Genomic DNA, 21,645 nt, shown 5'->3' with positions numbered 1-21,645 from the left:
CCCGCGGCGCTGCCGGGCGGGGTGCGCTGTCAGCGTCCCTCGACCGCCGCGACGGCGTCGATCTCGGCGATGGCGCCGTAGGGGAGGCTGCTGACCTCCAGGAAGGTGCGCGCGGGACGCGGCTCGTCGAAGATGCGCTCGAACTGGCGGTTCGCCTCCTCGCGCAACGACAGGTCGGTGACGTAGTAGGTGAGCTTGACGACGTCCTTCAGCTGTCCGCCGACGGTGGCGAGGCGATCGACCATGCGGTCGACGGCGGCGTCGAGCGCCTCGGTGCGGCCGGGGACGGCGGTGCCCTCGGCATCGACGGACAGTGCGCCGGAGACGAACGCGAGTCCGCCGGCGACCACGGCCGGGCTGTAGGGGTGGTGGGCGGTGACTTCGGTGAGGGACATGGAGGCTCGCTTTCTCGGTGGGCTTCTCCGGTGATTATATCTTAGCGCTAAACTAATTGACAGGGTTGCGCGAATGAAGCTCCGCCCGACGGGTACTCGACGCCCATGCCCCGAGCCACGAAGCCCTCGGCCGCACCGTTCGTGCCGGACACCGTCGACCTCGACGCGCTGTCCCGCGCGGCGGACGGGTGCCACGGCTGCGATCTGTACCGCGACGCCGAGCAGACCGTCTTCGGCGCGGGCAGGCGATCCGCACGGATGATGCTCGTCGGCGAACAACCCGGCGATCAGGAAGACCGCGTCGGTGAACCGTTCGTCGGTCCGGCAGGAAAACTCCTGAACAAGGCGCTCGATGCGGCGGGCATCGACCGGGACCTCACCTACGTCACCAACGCGGTCAAGCACTTCAAGTTCGTCCCCGCCGAACGCGGCAAGCGTCGAATCCACAAGAAGCCGAACCGCACCGAGATCGTCGCGTGCCGGCCGTGGCTGATCGCCGAACTGGCGGCGGTCCAGCCCGACGTCCTCGTGTGCCTCGGGGCCACCGCCGCGCAGGCGTTGCTCGGCCCGTCGTTCCGCCTCACCGAACACCGCGGGGAGCTGCTGCACCTCGACGGCGAGGTCGACGTCGACGTGGATCCGGACGTCTTCGTGACGATTCACCCGTCCGCCGTGCTCCGCGGACCTTCGGAGGATCGGGACGACGCGTTCGGCGCCCTCGTCGCCGATCTGAAGAAGGCCGCCGCAGCCCTGTGATCAACCAGCCGAATCTCTGGCGCGACGGACCGCCGAGGACGAGATTGTTGGCATGACGAATTCCAACCCGAAGCAGACCATGAAGGCAGTCTCCTACTCGTCCTACGGTGGTCCCGAGGTGCTCGAGACCCACGACGTCCCCCTCCCCGAACCCACCGGCAACCAGGTACGCCTCGTCATCCGGGCCGCCGGAGTGAACCCCATCGACTGGAAGCTGCGGTCGGGCTCGATGGCCGAGGTGATGTCGGTGCAGTTCCCGAAGATCCCGGGCAGTGAAGTCGCCGGCGTGGTCGACGCGGTCGGTCCGGACGCGACCGGCGTGGTGGTGGGTGACGAGGTGTTCGGCTGGTCCGACACCGGCGGCTACGCCGAATACGCGCTCGCCTCGATCGTCGTGCCGAAGCCGCAAGGGTTGAGCTGGACGGACGCCGCCACCATCCCCGTCGCCGGCGAGGCAGCCACCCGTGGACTGCGGCTCCTGAAGCTGAAATCCGGTGAGACGTTGCTGGTGAACGGCGCATCGGGGGCGGTGGGAACCCTTGCGGCGCAACTGGCGCTGGATTCGGGTGTCACCGTGATCGGCACCGCGAGCGAGAAGCACCACGACGCGCTGCGGGAGCTGGGCGTGACCCCCACGACGTACGGCGAGGGGCTGGCGGGCCGGGTCCGCGAACTGGCCCCGAACGGTGTCGACGCCGTCCTCGACGTCGGCTTCGGCGGACTCGAGGCGGCGATGGACCTGCGCGGGGGCACCGACCGGATCGTGACGCTGTCGGACGGTGCCGCGTTCGGGCTGGGAATCACGTTCTCGTCCGGCAACGCCGGCGACCGGAACGCGGAGACACTGCGCCGGCTGGGCGCCCTCGCCGCGGACGGGAAACTGGCCCTCCCGCCCGCCCGCACGTTCCCGCTGACCGACGCGGCCGACGCGCAGCGCGCCGGCGAGAAGGGCGGCAGCCGCGGAAAGATCCTCTTGCGCTGACGCGCCCGTGAGTACTTATTAACCGCCGCACGTTAATAAGTACTCACGGGTCAGGCGGTGGTGGCAAGGGCGGCGGCGAGACCGAACGGAACGGCCATCACCACCACCTCCACGATCGCCCGTCGCAGGGACCCTTCGGCGCTGATCCGGTGCGCGGCCGCCTGCCCGACCCACGTTCGCCGCCACCACCAGCCGAGTCCGAGGAGCGCCGCCAACGCCACCGCCTTGGCGAGCACGATGCGGCCGTAACCGGTGTCGAACAGCGGCGTCACCCCGCCCAGCCGGACCGCGGCGTCGACGATCCCGGTCGCGGTCAGCAGCCACACGCACCGCCACGCGACGACGGAATACCGCGGCAGCCACGACGACCAGTCCCCGCGCGACCGGAGCGTCAGACCGAGGGCGGCGAGGAGCCCGAACCACACGGCGGCGGCGAGGGCATGGACGACGTCGAGGACCGAGCCGAGAACTTGCTGCGACATGTGGCCGGTGATCGGGCGGGCCACCAGGGCGAGCGCCGCGAGCACCAGCACCGGGACGGGGAGCCGGGCGTCGCTGCGGCGGAACGCGACCGCCGACCACGCGGTGGCTGCGGCCGTGCACACGAGAACGGCGAGGTCGACGCGTCCCGCGCTGATCTCGGTCACGTACGCGCCGAACCGTCCGACCGACAGCTCGGACAATCCCAGGGCGTCGGCCTCCGCCGCCGTCATCGACAGCAGCACCGCCTCGGCGAGCATCCACGCACCGGCGACGGCGGTCGACAACCGCCACAGCCGTTGGTCCCGCACGAGGGGACGGCTGTCCGCGCGACTCCACCAGCCCAGTGCGGCGAGTCCGAGCACCGCCGAACCGAGCACCAGGCACAGCGCCCGGACGGCGCTCGACGGTGACGGGTCTTCCGGTTGCGCCAACGCCCAACCGCATGCGACCCCGACGAGCGATGTGGGTACGGCGAACAGCAGCCAGGACTGTCGCGCCGTACCCACCGTGCTCAGTTCTCGCCGCGAGGCTTGCGGAGCGCGAACCACAGTCCGCCGCCGAACACGAGCACACCGGCAACGATGAACGGCCACAGCGGAACTCCGCCGCTGCCGGATTCACCCGAGCTGTCCGCTGCGGCGCCGGGGGTGCCCGACCCCTCCTCGGTGAGGGTGAACGTGCGGGTTCCGCTCACCGGATGCCCGTCGGCGGACGTGACGCGGAACGCGACGGTGTACACACCGGCCGGTCCCAGTTCGCCGAGTTCGGCACTGACCGTGGGCCCCTCGACGGCGGGGTCACCCTTGGTCCACAGGTTGCCGTCGGGCCCCACCACGGTGAGGGACGCGAACGATTCCTGCAGCGCCTCGTTGAACGTGACGCTCACCCGTTCCGGGCCGGACGCGATCTCCGCGCCGTTCTCGGGGGTGGAGCTGATCACCACGGAATGGGCGAGCGCGGTGCCGGCCCCGAGCATGCTCGCGAGCATGGTCAGCAGTCCGACCGCGATCACCTTCACCGACGTGAAGGTGGTGCGTCTTGTCATGAGCGACGGCTCCGGACCATGGCACCGAGACCGAGGGCCGCACCGAGCGCGCCGAGGACCAGGCCGATGCCGCCCAGCCAGCGGGCGGTGTCGTCGGTGCCGGACGCGGTCGTCTCGGTCTCCTCGGACGTCGTGGCGCCACCCGCGTCGTGGCTGTGGTCTTCACCGCTCGCCGCGGCCAGTGTGAGCGTGGGTGCCGGCTTGTCGGGCTCCGCGCCGTCGGCACCGACCGCCTGATCCCAGTTGACGACCTCGCCGTCGCTGTACGTCTGGGCGGCCGGGAACGACACCTCGTCCTGCTCCGGCAGCGGTCCGGCGGACAGTTCGAACTGCTGGAACTGGCCGGGCGTCACACCGACACCGGGGTCGGCGGTCCACGTCACGGACTTCGCGAGCTTGGACGTCGGGTCCTTCTCGACGACGGACGTCCACCCCGGCAGCGGTGTGGTGCGGGCCGACTTCAGGTCGGGGAGCGTGACGGTCAGCTTGGTGGTGGACGCCGTCTCGGATTCGGTGGGAACGCGGAACGTCAGGACGGAGTAGCCGCCCTGCTCGGCGCCGGGGGCGACGACGGTCACGTGGGCGGCCGCGACACCGGCCGCGAGCAGCATGGCGCCACCGGCGGCACCGGCCGTGAAAAGGGCACGGGAAACGAGGGAATTCATCGAAGGTCCTTTGAGGGTCTGAACGGAGAAGAGGTGAGAGTCAGACCGGGACCGGGGGACCGCGACGCGAAATGCTCGCGCGCAGCAGGGCGACCACGGGATTCGCGGGACGCGCGGGGACGTGTGCCGTGGTCACCGCCGAGACGGGCTGCGGTGCGCCGCGGAGCACCACCCGCCAGACGTGCACGAGGGGGCCGTACAGACGCTCGGCATTCGCGACCAGCAGGGCGCAGATCGCGGTGGCGGCCGCGTGCGCGGCGAGCATCGGCACGGCCGGGACCACCGAGTGCACGTGCGAAATGAGCGTCAGTGCGAAGTGTCCGGCCACCTGGCCGACACCGAGGGCACCCATCAGCGCGAGCGGTCCGTGGAAGCGGGCGGGCAGTTGCGCGGTGACCGCACCGACACCGCTGCACGTGACGAGCAGCAGGGTCAGCGCGGCGGATTCGGGAAGGCCGCCCCCGCCGATGCCGTGCGCGGCGACCGCGAGAGCGGCCACGAGCGCGCCGACCGCCGAGCCCCGAAGGGTGGCGGTCGCGGCGGGGCGGGCAGGGGACATTGCGGTGGGTCGGGTCGTTCAGCGCACGCCGAGGCGGGCGAGGAGATCGGCTTCGACTCCGTCGAGTTCGGACGAGATGGCGTGATGAGCGGCCTTACGGCGGGCCTGCGGCATCTGCTCGGCCGCGCGGACGGCGGTGCTCAGATCACCGAGGCGCTCACGGATCGCGGCGGCGAACTTCTGCGTCTCCGCGTCGTCCGGCTTCTGCCCGAGGATCTCCGTGGTGGAGCTTTCGGCACCGGCGATGCGGGCGCTGAGCTTGGCGCCGTGCCCGGTGAAGTTGGCGAGCTGGTCGATGTCGACGCCCATCCGGTCGGCACGGCGGGCATCGATCTGCCCGCGCACGACCGTGGCGGCCCGGTAGGCGATCGGCAGCAGCACCGGCGTCAGCAGGCGTGCGACACCGAGGTACTTGCGGACGGCGGCGACCGTGAAACCCTTCTGGGCCGCGGCCTTCTCCTCGGCCTTCAGCGCAGCGATCTGAGCCTTCTCGACCTTCTTCAGTGACTTCAGCTCGGCAGCCTCGAGCTTGCGGCCGGCCTTGGCGGACTGCTTGTCGCGCTTCCGTTCGTTCTTCGCGCTCAGCTTCGCCTCCACTCCGGCCTTGTGCCTGAGTGCCTTGGCTTCCGCCTTGCGGGTGGCTCGGGACTTACGTTTCTTGAACAACCCCATCGAAAAGACCCCTTTTCCTGGTGTTTCAGCGCAGCCCACGCTACCAACTGCATCCGGTGCTTCGGGATCAGCCTAGGGGAGCACATAATCTTCGTCATCGTGTGTTCCCATATCGGTCAGCAATCAGAACCCGACGCCTCTCCCGGAAAGGCGTCGGGGACGGTGATCGATGCCAGCGCACTGACGCGGTGCCGCCACCGGGTGCACCTCGACGCGGCGTTCCCCGACCAACTCGCGGCCGCGCCCGAGGATCCGGGCGTCCGCCAGCGTCAGGATGCCGCCGCCGCCAAGCGTGAAGACGTCCGCCGGATCCTCACCGGCCACGCACCGGAACGGTGGGTGCAGATCGACACCGAGCAGAGCCTGCGCCTGCGGGCCGAGGACACCCTGGCCGCGTGCGAGGCGGGCGCCGACCGCATCTGGGGAGCCGTGCTCCCACTCGACCGGGACGCCGGCCGGCGGGCGCGCTGCGAGATCCTCATCCGTGACGAGGACCACGGCGGGTACATCCCCGTGATCGTCGTCAATCACAAGGTCACCGATCCCGGCCGCGGCGCGCTGACGTCGGACATGTTCGAGTGGCGACCGCAGGAGGACGCGACGCGGAAGCCTCGCAGCCAGGTCCGCGACCAGATGCGCGTCGCGCAGGTGTATCGGATGCTCGAGCGGCACGGGTTCGCGAGTCCGGCCCTGGTGGCCGGCGCGATCGGCTACGGCTCCGATGTCATCTTCGTGCACGACCTCACCACCATCCTCGACGACTACGACGAACGCTTCGCCGACCGGCTCGCCGTCGCCCGCGGGGAATCGGCGACCGTGCCGTCGAGGATCGGCGAATGCCGTTCCTGCCCGTGGTGGCCCGGGTGCGAGGAGCAGTTGACCCAGACACACGACGTGAGCCTGGTGGCCACCGGTTCCCGCGCCGACATGCTGCGCGACGCGGGCTGCCACACCATCGACGACCTCGCGGCGTGGGACCGCGAACCGCTCGAGGACTGGCCGCACGGCGCGTTCGAGGACGCCGTCGTCACCGCGAAGGCGTGGCTCGCGGGAGCACCGCTGGTGCGACGGTTCCCGGAGATCCGGGTGACCCGCGCGGACGTCGAGGTGGACGTCGACATGGAGAGCTACCAGGAACACGGCGCCTACCTGTGGGGCACGCTTCTCAACGTGGACGGGGTGTCGGCGTACCGGCCGTTCGTCAGCTGGGACCCAGTGCCGACGCAGGACGAGGCGCGGTCGTTCGCCGAATTCTGGACGTGGCTGATGGCCGAGCGGGAAGCGGCGGCGCTGAGCGGCAGAACCTTCGCCGCGTACTGCTATTCGAGGTCCGCGGAGGACAAATGGTTGCTGGACTCCGCCCGCCGGTTCGCCGGGACACCCGGCATCCCCACCGAGGCCGAGATCCGGGAATTCATCGACAGCCCACAATGGGTCGACATCTATCAGGCCATCAGCGACCAGTTCATCTGCCCGGGCGGCAAGGGCCTCAAGAAGATCGCCCCGGTCGCCGGATTCCGGTGGCGCGACGCCGACGCCAGCGGTGAAGCGTCGATGAGCTGGTACCGCGAAGCCGTCGGCTACGACGGCGAACCCGACCTCACCCAGCGCGAACGACTGCTGCAATACAACGAGGACGACGTCATCGCCACGAAAGTGCTGCGCGAATGGATGTCGGATCGGGCCGAGAAGGAGATCCCGCTCGCGTCCGACCTCTAGGCTGCAAAGCAGGCCCGATTCGGTAGGGGTGGTCAGGTGGAGGTGCCGAAGACATCCACGACGCTGCGGTTCGCTCTGCTCCTCACCGCCGCGGGCGGCTTCCTCGACGCCTACACCTACATCAGCCGCGGCGGCGTCTTCGCGAACGCCCAGACCGGCAACGTCATCCTCATGGCCATCGACCTGTCGGAGCGTCACTTCCACGCCGCCCGGGCCCACCTGTGGCCGATCCTCGCGTTCATCGTCGGTGTCGCGTTCGCACACCTGCTCAAGAGCGAACTCGCCCACAGCGTCTTCGACCACCCGATACGGATCGCCATGGTCGCGCAGATCGTCGTACTCGTCGCGGTCGCGTTCGTTCCCGCAAACGTCCCCAACGCGCTGGTCACCGTTCCCATTGCGTTCGTCGCGGCCATGCAGTTCGGCCTGTTCCGCACCATCGGGTCGCTGTCGTACATCGCCGTCGCCACCACCGGCAACCTCATGCGCTTCACCGAGTCGGCGTATGCCGGATTCATCGAGAAGGTCCCCGAATCGCGTCAGCACACCCGGGTGTACGCCGCCATCGTCAGCAGCTTCGCCGGTGGGGCCGTCGTCGGAGCATTCGCCACCCGCTACTTCGGCGGATCCGCCGCCTGGATCCCCGCCGCCCTCCTGTGCGGAGCCCTCGTGCTGTTCTACATCGACGACAGGCGGCGGCGCCGCCTGTGAGCGGTCGACGAGTGCCTGGACTCCTCAACCGCGCACGGGCGGCGAAGCCGGCTACTCGGAATTCGCGGGCCCGATCCACTCCGGATACTGCACGGCAACAGGCATGGTCGGCGGTTCGAACCCGGCAGGCGGCACGAGGTTGCCGGACGCATTCGGGGCGAACGCCGGGAACTGCTGCTGCCACCAGTCCGTGCAGCCCTGTGGAATGACATCACCATTCAGCCGACGCAGGTAATGGAGCTTGGTGATCTTCCAGCCCTCGAACACATTCCACGTCGGTACCCGATGCGCGCGGGGATCGTGCTCAGCGGCGTCGGTGTCAGGAACACCCGGCTGTCCGGGGTCGTCGGCAGTGCGCTCGAGTTCGACCCGGAACGCCATGTTGAGTGGATTGAGCGAGATATTCGTACCGTTCTGCGGGAAAAGGTAGTAATTGCACACCGTTGCCGCAAGTGTGGTCTCGGTGGACTCATAGGCACTGATATGCGCGAAGCTCGTTCCCGGAGCCTGCGAATCGTTCTCGGGTTCGAGTGCGGTCATGAAGGACTCGATGTCGGGATCACCATGATGAGCCTCGCCACCCACCGCTCTGCCGAAACCTGGATACGAGTTCTCGAGACCCACGAATGCCGTGTAGTCGCCGGCCTCGTAGCTTGCTCGTACCAATTCGGCGCCCCGGCCGAACAGGTCGATCCCCTGATCGGCTGACCAGACGTTGGAATACAGCACTTCTCGTCCTTGTGCGGCTGGTGCCGGTGCCGGTTCATTGCTCGGGTTCGTCCCGCATCCTGATGCGAGCATCAGCGTCGCCGCCGCTGACCACCCGATCCGCGCTCCGCGGTTACCCGTCATTGCGGACCACATCGTCGTACCCGTTTCGGATGCGCTCGCCATTGCCGTCAGCCGGATCTCCGAGATGGTTGAACATGTCTTGGTAACCATCTTTCATCCGCAGATCCAGGTCGGGATTCGACCTCACGTCATCCCACGACAGGAGATTTCCGGACCCGTCGAACGCCCATGGGTACTCCTGACGGAATGACTCGGGAAGAACGGGTGTCGCCCGCAGGATGTTGTAGTAGTCGCGGTAGAAGTCAGGAGCCTCCAGGGGAACGGATGGTGCCGGCCCCGGCGCTTTGCCGATGATGGCGTCCTTCAACGGGTCGCCGCCGGCGTCGATCATGGTGTTGATGAACTCCCCGCCGGGCAGTCGGTCCAGGCCTACGGAGCCGACGCTGGTGAGCGCACCGTAGGCCGCGGCCTTGCGGTCGTAGATGGCCTGCGCCTGCTCGGCCTTGTCGCTGTAGCTGTCCTCGGTCGAGAGGAGTAGCCCCCGGTCCATGAGGCCGTGGATTCGGCCGGCGGCGGAGAGGTCGCCACCGGCCAGGGGTGCCGACGGGTCGTGCGCGTACCGGCCCTCGGCGGCGAGGATTTCCTGCATCGAGGACTGTGTGAAATGTGTACCCGCCTCCGGGTCGGTGTTCATGACGGCGAAGACGTTCGCCGAGCCGCCGAAGTGGTTGTTGTCGGCCGGGTCTGCCCAAGTGCCGATGTCGAATCCGGGGTTCTCCGGTCTGCCGGCACCCGCGAGATCGCCGATGTACGGACTCATGCTGTGAGACACGGTCCGAAGGAGGTCCGCATTGATCTCCCCGACGGATTGCCCGTTGGTTCCGGGTATTCCCCTCAGCGTGTCCCAGTCGGTACTCATGTTCTCGGCGACGGCCGACATGATCTGCCCGCTGCGTGTGGCGGATACGACGTCGGCTCGATTGTCGGGGTCCTCGACTGTGGCCTCGGCGACGCCGAACTGGAACATCGAGGCTGCCGATTGCCCGTTGTCGGACCAGTTGTGCGTGAGGACGTCGCGAACCAGGTTCTGGCCGGTGTCGGGATGGGTGACAGCGTTCTCGACGGCGATCTTGTCGTCGCCGACGGCGGTGAAGATGCTTTCGGTGATCGCCGTGTTCTCGGTACCTCGACCGTCGACTGTGAAGTACTCGAACGTGTGGTTGGGGTTCTGCTCGTGCGCAACCTGGGCGTCGAGGTACTGGCGACCCACCTCCAGCAGGTGCTGATCGAGGCTGCTGCCGTTCTTGTATTGCGCATCGCCGGCCTGGACGATGTGCGCGATGGCCTGGTTGTCGGCGACACCGTTCAGTTCGACGCTGGCTGCGCCGGTGGATCCGACCATCTTGAAATCGCGGTTCACGAGGTCGTCGCGGGTCAGCGATTCGCGCATCTTGTCGGGTAGCAGGTTCAGGCCGCCGTTGGTCGGCACCTGCGAGTCGCCTGTGACGGTGGCGGTGACCTTGTCGTTCGACACGATCTGGAGTGGGTTCGCCAGGGCGCGCCCCGAATCCGGGGGCAGTTGGTCGATGATCTGCTGGATCTCCTGCGGGCTTTTTCCATCCAGCGACCGGCTGATCTGGTTCAGATACTCCATCTGAGACGCAGGGACTGTCGCGGTGTTGCCGGAGTTCACGGCGTCGAGTTGTCCGGGTGTCAGTTCCCCGGCCTCAATCAGCCGCCGGACCTGCTCTGGATCCATTCCGGCGGGATCGGACACGAGTTGCGTCCCGTCGGACGCGCCTTGATCGGAGCCCAGTGCCGCGGCTGAAGTGAAGGTGGCCCGTAATCCGTCGCGAGCCGAATTGAGCGCAGCCTTGACGCTCGCGTCGGCGGTCTCCGTCGCCGACGCCGCGTCGACGATCTCGCGTTGCCATCCGGTCATCTCGGTCACGCGATCGTTGTCGGGATCGGGGTTCGCGGGATCGGTGACGGTCAAGTCGTCGGCTACAAGGAAACCCGCAGACTCCGCGGCCGTGATCGCCATCCGTGCGCGCTGCAGGGGCGCGTCCACATCGTGGAAACCCTGTTTCGCGCGGTTGGCGAGAGCTTCGAGTTGATCCACCACCACAAGGGCTGTCGTCTTGTCGGCGTTCGCTCTGTTCTGGGCGGCCTCGGCGGTCTTACCCTCCCAGTAGGCGTCGTTGACCTTGGTCACGCCGTCGACGTATCGAGTGAAGAGATCTTCGACCTTGGTGCCGAGGGCGATCCAGGCGTCACCGATCTCGGTCAGCGTCGAGGGATTCCAGGATTCGATCTGGGTCCGGGTGATGCTCATGCGTCACCGCTCCAGTCGCCCGTTGCGTTCGTGTAGGCAGTAACGAATCGGTCGGCCGACGATTCGTCCTGGCTGCGGTACTCCTGCGCAACGTGGATCATCACGTCCCCGGTCTCGCCGAGTCTTTCCTTGATCGCTGGGACAAGCGCTCCATCAACGAGATCCGCCGAGATCCCGGCCGCCTCGATGACCGAGGACATCACGCCCCCCACGCTCGACATGAACGGTCCCGCCGCCGGGCCGGTTCTCAAACCGCTCGCCTCGTCGGCAAGCCCGTGCAAGGTTCCCCCCAGCTTTTCGAGCTCATCCAGATCAGCTTTCAACGTTCCCACGAAGCCCCCCTCGTCTGTTCGCGAATCGAGAGCAGCCTAGCGTCCCGTGCGTGCTCGACGAGTCCCTGGACTCCTCAACCGCGCACGGGTGGCGAAGCCGCAACTCCGAGGGAATAGGCGCCGACGATCTTCGGCGCGGATGTCTCGTAGAACCGGTCGAGGTCCTGGACGTCGAGTCCGGCGTTCGTCACGAGGGTGGGAATGTCGCGGGTGAGGTGGCACCCACCGGCGACGGCCTTCTGGATCGGTTCGAGCCGGCGCTGCCACCGCTGGACGTTGGCGTCCGGGGCGAGACCGTGCTCGACGAAATGCAGTGTGCCGCCAGGTTTCAGGACGCGTCGGACCTCCCGGAGTGCGGCGTCGACATCCGGGATGGTGCACATCGTCCACGTGGACAGCGCGGTGTCGAAACTGTTGTCCGGGAAGGGGAGTGACTGGCCGTCCAGACCGGACCGCTCGACCGGTGTCGTCGACGCCGCCAGCCGCTTGCCCGCCAGCTTCCAGCCGAGGTCGGCGGGTTCGACGGCGCTCACCGAATCGACGGCGGCCGGGTAGAACGGGACGTTGAGGCCCGATCCGAATCCGATCTCCACCACGCGCCCGTGCAGACCGGCGCAGACGCGTCGCCGCGTCGGCTCCGTGAACTTCATCCCGCAACTGATGTCGACGAGCCGCGGAACGATCCGGTCCGAGTAGAAACCCATGCCCACCTCCCAGCGAAGGGCGCTTCGCGCCCCGTGCGCCTTTGTGGTAGCTGGAGCAACCAAAAAGGCGCACGGGTGGCGGAGCCGCCTACCGCGGCGCCATGCGCAGAGCGCCGTCCATACGAATGGTCTCACCGTTGAGGTAGTCGTGTTCGACGATCATCTGGGCGAGCTGTGCATACTCTGCGGGCTGACCGAGGCGGGAGGGGAACGGCACGCCCGCTTCGAGGCCCTTGCGGTATTCGTCGGTGACGCCGGCGAGCATCGGGGTGTCGATGATGCCGGGGGCGATGGTGTTGACGCGGATGCCGAACTGCGCGAGGTCGCGGGCGGCCGGGACGGTCATGCCGTGCACGCCACCCTTGGACGCGGAGTACGCGATCTGCCCGATCTGGCCCTCGAACGCGGCGACGGATGCGGTGTTGATGATGACGCCGCGCTGCCCGGACTCGTCGACGGTGTCGGTCTTGGCGATGGCGTCGGCGGCGAGGCGCATGACGTTGAACGTGCCGAGCAGGTTGACCGTGATGACGGTGCGGAACAGTTCGAGGTCGTGGGGGCCCTTCTTCGACAGGATGCGCCCGGCCCAGCCGACGCCGGCGCAGTTGACGACGATGCGCAGCGGCAGACCCGACTCGACGATCTTCTCGATCGCGGCCTGGACCTCGTCACCGCTGGTGACGTCGGTGGCGAGGAGGGTCACGCCGTCGGGGACGTTGTCGCCGGCGCGCTCGATGGACTGCTGCAGGTCGAGTCCGAACACGGTGGCTCCGGCGTCGGCGAGACGCTTGGCGGTGGCGGCGCCGAGGCCCGAGGCCGCTCCGGTGACCAGTGCGGCGGTTCCCTGAATTTCCACAGTTCGCATCCTTACTTTCCCGGCGGCCTCCGTTGGCCGACCCTGGTGACCTGCACCATAACGCCCGCTCGGTGTGAGGGCAGCAGCGAGGGAAACGTGGTGGGCGGGGGACCGGGTAGTTTGTCTTCTCGCGCGGATCAGGGGACGCGCAGGACCGTAGGGGGACGGATGAGCGAGGACCGGCTCGAAGTGGATCGCGACGCGTTGGTGCGGTGCATCGCCGCGTGCGAGGTGTTGGCTGCCGACATGCAGGACCTGCGAGAGCGAGCGCATCGCGAACTCGCGCCCGGGAGCTTTGGTCTCGGCGAAACCCATCTGCGGTCGGCGGCAGACCTGGCAGCCCGGTTCCGGGCGACGGCGATCGGCGGCCAGGGCGTCCCCGTCGAGAACTCGGCGGTCGGGACGTTCGCGGCGCACGAGCGTTACGCGCTGGATCTGAAGGCGACGTTCGAAGCGGCGCTCGCCCGGTACGACGAGCAGGATGCGGCGACGGCACACCGCCTCGAGCAACTCTGACCACTCGCGTCAGTGAATGTGCGCCTGCCAGTCCGCCGGAACCCGAGGGGCGGGACCGGGGACGGTCTGGTCGATCGGATGATGTTGCGGCGGGGCAAGATCGGGGCCTTCGAAGGCAATCTCGGTGGCGTAGTTCCAGAACCAGTTCTCGCCCGGTTCGAAACTCCGCACGACGGGGTGCCCGGTGTCGGCGGCGTGCTTGGTGGCGTGCTGTTCCGGGGAGGAGTCGCAGCAACCGATATGGCCGCACTGCGCGCACCGGCGCAGGTGCACCCACCACCCGCCGTCGCTGTCGCACTCGGCGCACCCCTCTCCGCTCGGCGGCACGCTCGGGTCGATTCCCTCCAGCTCACCCATCTGAGGCTCCTTCCGCTGCTGCGACTTCGGGTTCGATCGGAATGCGGACCTGAAACCGGGTGTCGCCCGGTTCGGACTCCACGCGCAGGTCGCCGCGATGTTTCTTCACGACGATCCGCCACGAGATGTCGAGGCCGAGTCCGGTTCCCTCACCCACGGGTTTCGTCGTGAAGAACGGTTCGAAGATGCGCGACCGGATCTCTTCGGGCACACCCGGTCCGGTGTCGCCGATCTCGATGAGGGCCATGTCGCCGTCGCGGCGGGTGCGGACGGTGAGGGTGCCGTGGCCGTCCATGGCGGCGACGGCGTTGTCGATGAGGTTCGTCCACACCTGGTTGAGTTCCGCGGCGTACGCCGGGATCTGCGGCAGCGTCGGGTCGTACTCCTTCACCACCGTGACGGAGTCGCCGATCTTGCGGCCGAGCATCACCAGCGAGCTGTCGAGCAGTTCCCGCAGATCGACGCGCTGGTAGGGGGCACGGTCCATCTGCGAGTACTGTTTCGCTGCGTTCACCAGGGTGGAGACCCGGGCGGTCGAGTCGGCGATCTCGTTCATCAGCAGTTCGGTCTCGATGGTGTAGTTGAGCCAGCGGATCGCGCTCTCGACCATCGATTCGTCGTCGACGCTGGCGACGATCCGCTCGAGCCACGGCACGTCGAGACCTGCCTGCACGAACGTGGGCGCCAGGTCCCAGCCCCCGGAGACGCCGTGGTCGTCGAACCAGTCGCCGAGTTCGTCCTCGCGGTCGGACGCTTCGAGCGGGGTCAGCGTCGGCGCCTTCGCGACCAGTTCGGCTGTTTCCTCCTGCAACCGGATCAACGTGGCCAGCGCCTGCCGGTCGTACACGCCCGAGGCGATCACGCTCAGTTTCTGCCGCATGTGCGACACCCGGTCGCGCAGCGACGCCGTCGCCCGGACCGCGGCGGCCGCCGGGTTGTTGAGCTCGTGCGTGAGCCCCGCCGACAGCGACCCCAGCGCGAGGAGGCGTTCCCGCTGATCGACGACCTGCTTCGCGTTCTGGTTGCCGAAGAACAGCCCCTCCAGCAGGTGCACGGCCATCGGGAACCATTCGCGCATCAGCTGTCCGAAGCGGTCGGCGTCGAGGACGAAGAACTTCGACGGGGCGGTGACGCGCATCGACGCGGTGTACGTCTGGGGTGCGCGGTCGCCGAGATACGACTGCCAGGCCCCGGAGTACACGCCGCGCTGGGACGTCCGGCTGAACTCGATCTCCTCGCCGCCCGACAGTTTGCTCAGCACGAGCTCGCCTTCGATCAGCACGTAGAAGCACGTCGCGATCTCACCCTCCGCGAACACGGGGCCGGGTTCGATCAGTTCGACGTGCCCTTTCTCGCAGAGCTGCTCGAGCTGGTGGGCTGTGAGCTTCTCGAAGAGGAACAACGTCCTCAGCTCGGGGGGATTGCACGGGAGTTGGGTCATGGTCTGCCCCTGGTCACGGTTGGCCGATGTAGCGGTGGACGAGCATCACGGCCATGGCGCCTTCCCCGACCGCCGACGCCACCCGCTTCGCCGATTCGGAGCGCACGTCACCCGCCGCGAAGATCCCCGGGACGCTCGTCTCGAGGTGATGGGGGAGACGGTCGAGGGGCCAGCCGCTCGGTGGTTTCCCGTCGACGACGAGGTCGGGTCCGGACACGACGAACCCGTTCTCGTCCCGGGCGACGACGCCCTCGAGCCATTCGGTCCGCGGGGCGGCGCCGATGAACAGGAACAGGAACCCGGCGTCGACGGTCTCCTCGTCGCCGGTCGCGTTGTTGCGCAGCCGGACCTTCTCGAGGTGACCCTCGCCCTCGACGCCGATCACCTCGGTGCAGGGCCGGACGCGGATGCGCGGGTTCCGTTCGATCTGCTGGACGAGGTAGTACGACATCGAATCCTCGAGCGACTGCGCCCGGACGACGATGGTGACCGACCGGGCGCCCCGCGACAGGTAGACCGCCGCCTGTCCGGCGGAGTTGGCCCCGCCGACGATGTAGACGTCCTGGTCGGTGCAGCGGGCGGCCTCGGTGACGGCGGATCCGTAGTAGACGCCGCGACCGGTGAGGTCGTCGACTCCGGGAGCGGGGTGACGCCGGTAGGAGACGCCGGTCGCCAGGATCACCGTGTGCGCGTCGATGGTGTCCCCGTCCGCGAACCGGACGGTCCGCGCCGATCCGTTGACCTCGAGCGCCACCACGTCGCGGGTGGTGATCAGTTCGGCCCCGAATCGGGTGGCCTGCCTGCGGGCCCGCTCGGCGAGCTGCGCGCCGGACACGCCGTCGGGGAAACCGAGGTAGTTCTCGATGCGGGAACTCTGACCCGCCTGCCCGCCGGTCGCGGTCCGTTCGATCAGGGCGGTGCGCAGACCCTCCGAGGCCCCGTACACGGCGGCGCCCAGACCGGCCGGTCCGCCGCCGACGACGACGAGGTCGTAGAAGTTCTCCGACGGGTCGGTCCGGAGTCCGAGATGCCGTCCCAGTTCGGTGTCCGACGGCTCCACCAGGCATTCGCCGTCGGAGCAGATCACCACGGGCAGGCGCCGGCCGTCCTCGCCTGCGGCGGTGAGCAGCCGCCCGCCCTCCGGCTCGTCCGACATGTACCAGCGGTACGACAGCTGGTTGCGGGCCAGGAACTCGCGCACTTCCGAGGACCGCGGCGCCCAGCGATGACCCACGACCTTCGTCTCCTCGGCGGGGTGGTGATCCGACGACGCCCACGCCTCGAGCAGGGCGTCGACCACCGGGTACAGCTTCTCCTCGGGCGGGTCCCACGGTTTGAGCAGGTAGTGGTCGAGGTCGATGACGTTGATCGCCTCGATGGCCGCGTCGGTGTCGGCGTAGGCCGTGAGCAGCACTCGCCGCGCGACCGGATACAGGTCCATGGCCTTCTCGAGGAACTCGATCCCGCTCATCGACGGCATCCGGTAGTCCGCGAGGATCGCCGCGACGGGATCCCCGCGCAGCTTCATCTGCTTCATCGCGTCGAGTGCGGACTCGCCGGATTCGGCGCGGATGATCCGGTACTTCTCACCGTATCGGCGCCGCAGATCGCGGGCGACGGCGCGCGAGACCCCGGGATCGTCGTCGACGGTGAGAATCGCAGGCTTGCCGCTCGCTACGGGATGGTTCACACACGCCCTCTCGTCCGTGAGAACTGCGAGGTACTCCAAGGCTTCCGAGTATTGCCCGAGGGCGCGGCTTTGTCGACCGGGTTCAGTCCTGGTGCTGCATCTGTTCGGGCTCAGCCGCGGCACCGCGGCGGCGCCGTGACCACACGGCGCGACCGGCCGCACCGGCCAGCGCCAGAACGACGACGGCGGTGCCGGCGATCGGGCCGGCCACGTTGCCGGGGAGCAGGCCCTCGAGCAGCAACCAGATGCCGAACGCGAAGAACAGAACGGCCGCGCCGATGCGGATGACACTCTCGGGCAGATGCTTACCCAGCACGGCGCCGACGACGATGGCGAGGGCGTCGGCCGCGACCATGCCGACGGTCGAGCCGATCCATACGCCGATGGTGTCGTGGTCGGTGGCGAGGGTGATGGTGGCGAGCATGGTCTTGTCGCCGAGTTCGGCGAGGAAGAAGGCGGACGTGACGGCCAGGAACGCCGAGCGGGTGGCCCGCCCTGCCTTGAGCTGCTCGTCCTCGCTGAGGTCGTCGCCGCGCAGCGTCCACGCACCGAAGATCAGGAAGGCCGCACCGCCGACGATGCTGATCGCCGCGGTCGGGAGCGCGACACCGAGGTAGTGGCCGACGGCGACGGACGCCAGGTGGACCACGGTGGTCGCGACGGTGATGCCGGCGATCACGACCCACCAGCGGTAGCGCAGGGCGAACGTCATTGCCATCAGCTGGGATTTGTCTCCTAGTTCGGCGACGAAGATCACGCCGAAGCTCAGTAGTGCGGCGGTCAGCACGGGCATCCTCCTCCTGTGGTCGGTCGGAGGATGACGGGTGGATTCCTCCGGCCTGGCAGACGCGGGTACGTCTGTCCGGCCGAAGGTCTCGCCCACCGGCGCCGAGTGATCCGGCGGCGGTTCGCCAGGCCGGGTCCGGTGCGGTGAAGCAACGAGCCAGTATGTCGACACAGGCGATTGGGGGCTACTCCCCTTCGATGTCCGTAACGTTAGCGTGACTTATTTGAAAAGGCAAAGGCGGCAATAAGTTTGGGGCACCGACCGCAGAAACTTCGGGTACCCTCACGAGGCCAGCAGCATGGCCAAAACGGCAGTGTCGGGATCGCTGATCGGGTCGATACCGACCCGGCTGACCATGGACGTCACCGTCCCGTCCGCTTCTGCCTCCACCCACGCCGCCCGGTGTTCCAGCCCCAGGTGGGGGAGTCCGGGGAGCAGGACACAGCCCGACGCGGCGCCCACGCACTCCGGGAGCGACGGGGTCGTCTCGGACGGCGGGTGCAGCATCATCAGCGCCGGCGGCTGATGATCCGCGAAGCGGCCGGGAGCGAGCGCGAACTCCCCGAGAACTGTGCCCTCGGCCACCACGAGGCCGACGGTCTCGGGTTCGGGCTCCTCGGGCAGGTCCTCGTGCGCGCCGAAGACGGTCGTGGTGTGGAGCAGCCCCGGAACGCACGCCACCCGCACGGCGAGCGCGAGCAACTGGGCCCATTCCTTGGTGGTGTCGGGCCAGCGCCCGGAAATGACGAATCCCCGCAAAGTACCCGCGGCCTGGAAGGGCGAGATGCCGATGTAGCCGTCCCTGTTCATCTCTGCCTCCTCGGTGTGATGACACGCTTCGAACATGATTCGTTCTGCACACCTCGTTGGGTACTTGAAGAATGCGCCCGACAGTGCCTGGCACACAAGAGCAGGGGAGTGCTAACGGGTCTTCACGCGGGCGAACATCTCAGAGAATCCTCAGAATGGTCACAATGTGCCGCTACGAAAGCCACCTACCCTCACCGGAATGACCTCTGAGCGCGCACGGAATTCCGCGAATCACGCCCGAACCGAGTCGACGCGAAAGGTCCTCACTTCGCGGCGCGTCGCCGCGGCCACCATGGCCGGTCTGGTCCTGGCGTCCGCGGGGGGACTCGGGTACGTGTTCCTCGGTGACAGCGCGGCAGACAGCCGGACCGTGGCCATCGTCAACACCGACGCCGGCGCCACCGTGGACGGAAAACCGGTGCGTGCGAGCGACACCCTCATCGAGAAGCTCGAGGCGAACGAGGCCTTCGACTGGAAGGTGGTCGACGCGGACGCGGCGGCGGACGGCGACTGGTTCGCCACGGTGACCGTGCCCGAAGACTTCAGCGAGGCGGTGTCCTCGGTGTGGGGCGCGAAGCCACGGCAGGCGACCCTCGACCTCGACGTCGCGGGTTCCGACACCGGTGCGTCCGAGGAACTCTCCGGAGTGGTGTCGTCCCAGATCGGCGCGGACGGCATCACGGATCTGCTGGCGGACATGTCCTCGTCGCGGACGCGGTTCCAGCAGGCGGGAATGACAGCCGGGTTCCTCGCAGCCGGCACGGCGGCGGCGGACGATGCGGCACAACAGCTCACAGAGGGCGCCGACACTCTGCTCCCATATCTCGAGAAGGCACGCTCCGGCTCGGTGCAACTGCTGGGCGTCGCCGACCAGGTGGCGGGCGTGGTCGACCAGACGTCGGGAACGGCCGACGACCTCGCGGACCGGTTGAGCGCGCTGGGGCTGACGCTGGGCGAAGCGAACGACAGCGCCACCCGGATGCGCACCGGAATCGACGAGGCGATCCGCGTTCTCGACGCCACTCCCGTTGCATCGGACGTGGTCCCGTCGCTCCGGCAGGTCAGTGCCGACCTCGATCTGTTCTCCGCACAGCTGGGTTCGGTGCCCGGTCTGCTGGGCGGAGGAGTCGGCCCCGACACGGACCTGGGCGAACTCGTGCGCGTTGCGATGGGTCAGCTCACCGACGCCAGTAATCAGCTGAGCAGCGGGGCACGGCAACTGAACGACGGTATCGTCCCGATCGCCGATCAGGCACCGGAGATGCTCGAAGGTGCCACCTCGCAGATCGTCGACGGGTTCGCGAAGCTGAAGACGTTGTCGGGGCAGCTGTCCACCGACCTCAACAACGGTGTCGCGGCGATGCCGGTGCGCACGGCGGCTCAGCAGAACCAGTTGGCGACGGTGCTCGCCGAACCGGTTGCGGTGACCCGCACACTGTCCGCGCCGTCACCGATCCTCACCGCCGAGCACCTCGCCGTCGGCTTCGGGATCACCACCGTGCTGCTGGCGGGTGCCGTCGTGTGGATGGGCCTGCGGCGCAGGGCTTGACCGTCAGCGGGCGTCCTGGATACGACGCCACGGTGTGGCCTGCTCGAGCTCGAACGCCAACTCGAGCAGTGTCCGCTCGTCGCCGTGGTCGGCGGAGAAGTGCGACGCCAGCGGCAGGCCGCGGGACGTCTCGTGCAGCGGCAGCGAGATGGCCGGTCCGCCCGAAGCATTGTTGAGCGGCGTGAACGCCGTGTAGGCGATCAGCTTGTCGAACAACTCCTCGAAACTCTGTGTCGGCGAGAGGTATCCGAGCTCCGGCGTCGTGTGAGCCAGGGTGGGCGACAGGATCACGTCGTACTTCTGGAAGATCTGCGCGTACTCACGGTACGTGCGCCGCAACCGGTAGAGCACCCGCGGAGTCTTCGCGATGTTCCTGCGGTACATCGCGGCGAGTCCGCGCGTCAGGTTGTCGGTGGCGTCGCGGTCGAAGTCCGGTCCGAGCATCCGCTTGCCGTTGCTGGAGATGACGAACGACAGGAATCCCCAGTAGATGCAGAAGTCTTCGACGAACGAGGAGTTCACCGGCATCGGGCACTCCTCGACGTGGTGCCCGAGGTCGGCCAGCAGATCGGCGGTCGCGTGGACCGACTTGCGCGTCTCGTCGTCCGTGCGGGAGGCGGTGACCGAATCGACCACCAACCCGACCTTCAGCCGGGTGCTGCTCGGCCCCTCGACCAACCGGATGGGTGGCAGCGCCGGATTGCGGTAGTGGCGTTCGGCGGACGCCATCCACCGTGCGGTGTCCCGCACCGAGCGGGTGACGGCGCCCTGCGCGATGATCCGGATCGGCAACGTCTTGTCCATGGCGTCGGGGACCGTCCGCCCGCGGGACGGTTTCAGGCCGACGAGCCCACACGCGGCCGCGGGTATGCGGATGGAGCCGCCACCGTCGTTGGCGTGCGCGATCGGCACGACACCCGCAGCGACGAGTGCGGCCGAACCACCCGAGGACGCTCCCGGCGAGAAGGCGGGATTCCACGGATTGTGCACGGCCTCGGCGTCCATGAACTCGGTGGACGCGCTGAACCCGAACTCGGGGAGCCGGCTCTTCCCCAGCGAGAGCACACCTGTGGACAGATATTGCGTGACGAAGTCGCTGTCGACCCGGGCGGGCTGTGCGGCGAAGGCGACGCTGCCGTGCTGCGTGGGCAGGCCCGCGACGTCGACGTTGTCCTTGACGACGGTCGGCACCCCCGCGAAGGCGCCCTCGTGTGGGCGGTCCGCTTCCGTCAGTGCACGGTCGAAGTCGGCGAATGCCAGGGCGTTCAGGGCGGGTCCGACCGACTCGGCGCGCGCGATCGCCGCCTCCGTCACCTCGCGAATCGACACCTCTCCCGCGGCGATCCGTGCCGCGAGGCCGGTGGCGTCGAGGTCGCCGAGCGCGTCGTCGCGGAAGGCGTGGACGACGGTGTCGTCCCGGGCGGGGTTGCTGAACTCGGTCACTTCCGAAGCCTATTGGACGCTCGGCCTGCTCGGAAGGAATTCCGGA

The 21,645-nt window shown here is 68.2% G+C and carries 23 protein-coding genes; 6 read left to right on the top strand and 17 right to left on the bottom strand.

The window, feature by feature from the left end; genetic code table 11:
* Window positions 1-29: 29 nt before the first annotated feature.
* On the bottom strand, window positions 30-395 hold the full coding sequence (locus ACNJ7E_RS33555) for a RidA family protein (RefSeq protein ID WP_009477076.1): 366 nt from the start codon (window positions 393-395) through the stop codon (window positions 30-32).
* 105 nt (window positions 396-500) lie between these two features.
* Here ACNJ7E_RS33555 and ACNJ7E_RS33550 point away from each other — a divergent pair, with 105 nt between their 5' ends.
* The gene (locus tag ACNJ7E_RS33550; protein ID WP_280781931.1) at window positions 501-1,151 is read left to right on the top strand and encodes a UdgX family uracil-DNA binding protein; all 651 of its coding nucleotides are present in this window, start codon (window positions 501-503) and stop codon (window positions 1,149-1,151) included.
* A 52-nt stretch (window positions 1,152-1,203) separates the two neighbouring features.
* Window positions 1,204-2,133, top strand: coding sequence for an NADP-dependent oxidoreductase (locus ACNJ7E_RS33545; RefSeq protein ID WP_418341932.1), 930 nt, complete (start codon window positions 1,204-1,206; stop codon window positions 2,131-2,133).
* A 50-nt stretch (window positions 2,134-2,183) separates the two neighbouring features.
* Here the strand turns inward: ACNJ7E_RS33545 and ACNJ7E_RS33540 are convergent, their stop codons facing one another.
* From ACNJ7E_RS33540 to ACNJ7E_RS33520, 5 genes are read right to left on the bottom strand one after another with little or no spacing between them, the layout of a single operon-like run.
* Complete coding sequence (locus tag ACNJ7E_RS33540; protein ID WP_280781929.1) at window positions 2,184-3,122, bottom strand: CopD family protein; 939 nt, start codon at window positions 3,120-3,122, stop codon at window positions 2,184-2,186.
* A gap of 5 nt (window positions 3,123-3,127) precedes the next feature.
* Window positions 3,128-3,661: a copper resistance CopC family protein gene (locus tag ACNJ7E_RS33535; RefSeq protein ID WP_280781928.1), complete on the bottom strand. Its 534-nt coding sequence runs from the start codon at window positions 3,659-3,661 to the stop codon at window positions 3,128-3,130.
* Window positions 3,658-4,326 carry a YcnI family copper-binding membrane protein gene (locus ACNJ7E_RS33530; RefSeq protein WP_280781927.1) on the bottom strand — a complete coding sequence of 223 codons (669 nt, stop codon included), beginning with the start codon at window positions 4,324-4,326 and terminating at the stop codon, window positions 3,658-3,660. Before ACNJ7E_RS33530 ends, ACNJ7E_RS33535 begins: the two co-directional genes overlap by 4 nt.
* 40 nt (window positions 4,327-4,366) lie before the next feature.
* Window positions 4,367-4,885, bottom strand: coding sequence for a hypothetical protein (locus tag ACNJ7E_RS33525; protein WP_418341931.1), 519 nt, complete (start codon window positions 4,883-4,885; stop codon window positions 4,367-4,369).
* An 18-nt stretch (window positions 4,886-4,903) separates the two neighbouring features.
* Window positions 4,904-5,557 carry a DUF6474 family protein gene (locus ACNJ7E_RS33520; RefSeq protein WP_280781925.1) on the bottom strand — a complete coding sequence of 218 codons (654 nt, stop codon included), beginning with the start codon at window positions 5,555-5,557 and terminating at the stop codon, window positions 4,904-4,906.
* Between the two features lie 162 nt (window positions 5,558-5,719).
* Between ACNJ7E_RS33520 and ACNJ7E_RS33515 the strand changes: the two genes are divergently transcribed.
* On the top strand, window positions 5,720-7,276 hold the full coding sequence (locus ACNJ7E_RS33515; RefSeq protein WP_418341930.1) for a TM0106 family RecB-like putative nuclease: 1,557 nt from the start codon (window positions 5,720-5,722) through the stop codon (window positions 7,274-7,276).
* Window positions 7,277-7,312: 36 nt separating this feature from the next.
* Window positions 7,313-7,987, top strand: coding sequence for a YoaK family protein (locus ACNJ7E_RS33510; RefSeq protein WP_280781924.1), 675 nt, complete (start codon window positions 7,313-7,315; stop codon window positions 7,985-7,987).
* A 51-nt stretch (window positions 7,988-8,038) separates the two neighbouring features.
* On the opposite strand, the gene ACNJ7E_RS33505 is transcribed toward ACNJ7E_RS33510, so the two are convergent.
* The 5 genes from ACNJ7E_RS33505 to ACNJ7E_RS33485 form a co-directional block, all read right to left on the bottom strand.
* Window positions 8,039-8,716, bottom strand: a complete 678-nt coding sequence (locus ACNJ7E_RS33505) for a hypothetical protein (protein ID WP_418341929.1) — start codon at window positions 8,714-8,716, stop codon at window positions 8,039-8,041.
* A 112-nt stretch (window positions 8,717-8,828) separates the two neighbouring features.
* Window positions 8,829-11,114, bottom strand: a complete 2,286-nt coding sequence (locus ACNJ7E_RS33500; protein WP_418341928.1) for a TPR repeat domain-containing protein — start codon at window positions 11,112-11,114, stop codon at window positions 8,829-8,831.
* Window positions 11,111-11,446, bottom strand: coding sequence for a hypothetical protein (locus tag ACNJ7E_RS33495; protein WP_280781921.1), 336 nt, complete (start codon window positions 11,444-11,446; stop codon window positions 11,111-11,113). Before ACNJ7E_RS33495 ends, ACNJ7E_RS33500 begins: the two co-directional genes overlap by 4 nt.
* Before the next feature lie 74 nt (window positions 11,447-11,520).
* A complete protein-coding gene (locus ACNJ7E_RS33490; protein WP_418341927.1) occupies window positions 11,521-12,150 on the bottom strand; it encodes a class I SAM-dependent methyltransferase in 630 nt (209 codons plus the stop codon).
* Between the two features lie 88 nt (window positions 12,151-12,238).
* Complete coding sequence (locus tag ACNJ7E_RS33485; RefSeq protein WP_005562584.1) at window positions 12,239-13,006, bottom strand: SDR family NAD(P)-dependent oxidoreductase; 768 nt, start codon at window positions 13,004-13,006, stop codon at window positions 12,239-12,241.
* 168 nt (window positions 13,007-13,174) lie between these two features.
* On the opposite strand from ACNJ7E_RS33485, the gene ACNJ7E_RS33480 reads away from it, so the two are divergent.
* Window positions 13,175-13,522: a hypothetical protein gene (locus tag ACNJ7E_RS33480; protein ID WP_418341926.1), complete on the top strand. Its 348-nt coding sequence runs from the start codon at window positions 13,175-13,177 to the stop codon at window positions 13,520-13,522.
* Window positions 13,523-13,531: 9 nt separating this feature from the next.
* Here ACNJ7E_RS33480 and ACNJ7E_RS33475 read toward each other — a convergent pair whose 3' ends face one another.
* The 5 genes from ACNJ7E_RS33475 to ACNJ7E_RS33455 form a co-directional block, all read right to left on the bottom strand.
* On the bottom strand, window positions 13,532-13,879 hold the full coding sequence (locus ACNJ7E_RS33475) for a UBP-type zinc finger domain-containing protein (protein ID WP_418341925.1): 348 nt from the start codon (window positions 13,877-13,879) through the stop codon (window positions 13,532-13,534).
* Window positions 13,872-15,320 (bottom strand): ATP-binding protein, encoded by a 1,449-nt coding sequence (locus ACNJ7E_RS33470; protein WP_418341924.1) that lies wholly within the window; start codon window positions 15,318-15,320, stop codon window positions 13,872-13,874. The genes ACNJ7E_RS33475 and ACNJ7E_RS33470 overlap by 8 nt, the downstream gene beginning before the upstream one ends.
* Window positions 15,321-15,333: 13 nt before the next feature.
* Window positions 15,334-17,010 carry an NAD(P)/FAD-dependent oxidoreductase gene (locus tag ACNJ7E_RS33465; protein ID WP_280781916.1) on the bottom strand — a complete coding sequence of 559 codons (1,677 nt, stop codon included), beginning with the start codon at window positions 17,008-17,010 and terminating at the stop codon, window positions 15,334-15,336.
* Window positions 17,011-17,092: 82 nt separating this feature from the next.
* The gene (locus tag ACNJ7E_RS33460) at window positions 17,093-17,803 is read right to left on the bottom strand and encodes a TMEM165/GDT1 family protein (protein WP_418341923.1); all 711 of its coding nucleotides are present in this window, start codon (window positions 17,801-17,803) and stop codon (window positions 17,093-17,095) included.
* Between the two features lie 276 nt (window positions 17,804-18,079).
* Complete coding sequence (locus tag ACNJ7E_RS33455) at window positions 18,080-18,607, bottom strand: hypothetical protein (protein ID WP_007298283.1); 528 nt, start codon at window positions 18,605-18,607, stop codon at window positions 18,080-18,082.
* Window positions 18,608-18,806: 199 nt separating this feature from the next.
* Between ACNJ7E_RS33455 and ACNJ7E_RS33450 the strand changes: the two genes are divergently transcribed.
* Window positions 18,807-20,156 carry a YhgE/Pip domain-containing protein gene (locus ACNJ7E_RS33450; RefSeq protein ID WP_317569617.1) on the top strand — a complete coding sequence of 450 codons (1,350 nt, stop codon included), beginning with the start codon at window positions 18,807-18,809 and terminating at the stop codon, window positions 20,154-20,156.
* 3 nt (window positions 20,157-20,159) lie between these two features.
* Here ACNJ7E_RS33450 and ACNJ7E_RS33445 read toward each other — a convergent pair whose 3' ends face one another.
* Complete coding sequence (locus tag ACNJ7E_RS33445) at window positions 20,160-21,599, bottom strand: amidase (RefSeq protein ID WP_418341922.1); 1,440 nt, start codon at window positions 21,597-21,599, stop codon at window positions 20,160-20,162.
* Window positions 21,600-21,645: the final 46 nt, after the last annotated feature.

This window comes from Rhodococcus mengyinensis (assembly GCF_048381435.1).
In the GTDB taxonomy this organism is placed as follows: Bacteria; Actinomycetota; Actinomycetes; order Mycobacteriales; family Mycobacteriaceae; genus Rhodococcus_F; species Rhodococcus_F opacus_D.
Note: the sequence above shows the minus strand (reverse complement) of the source record. Positions and strands in the feature narration are given on the sequence as shown.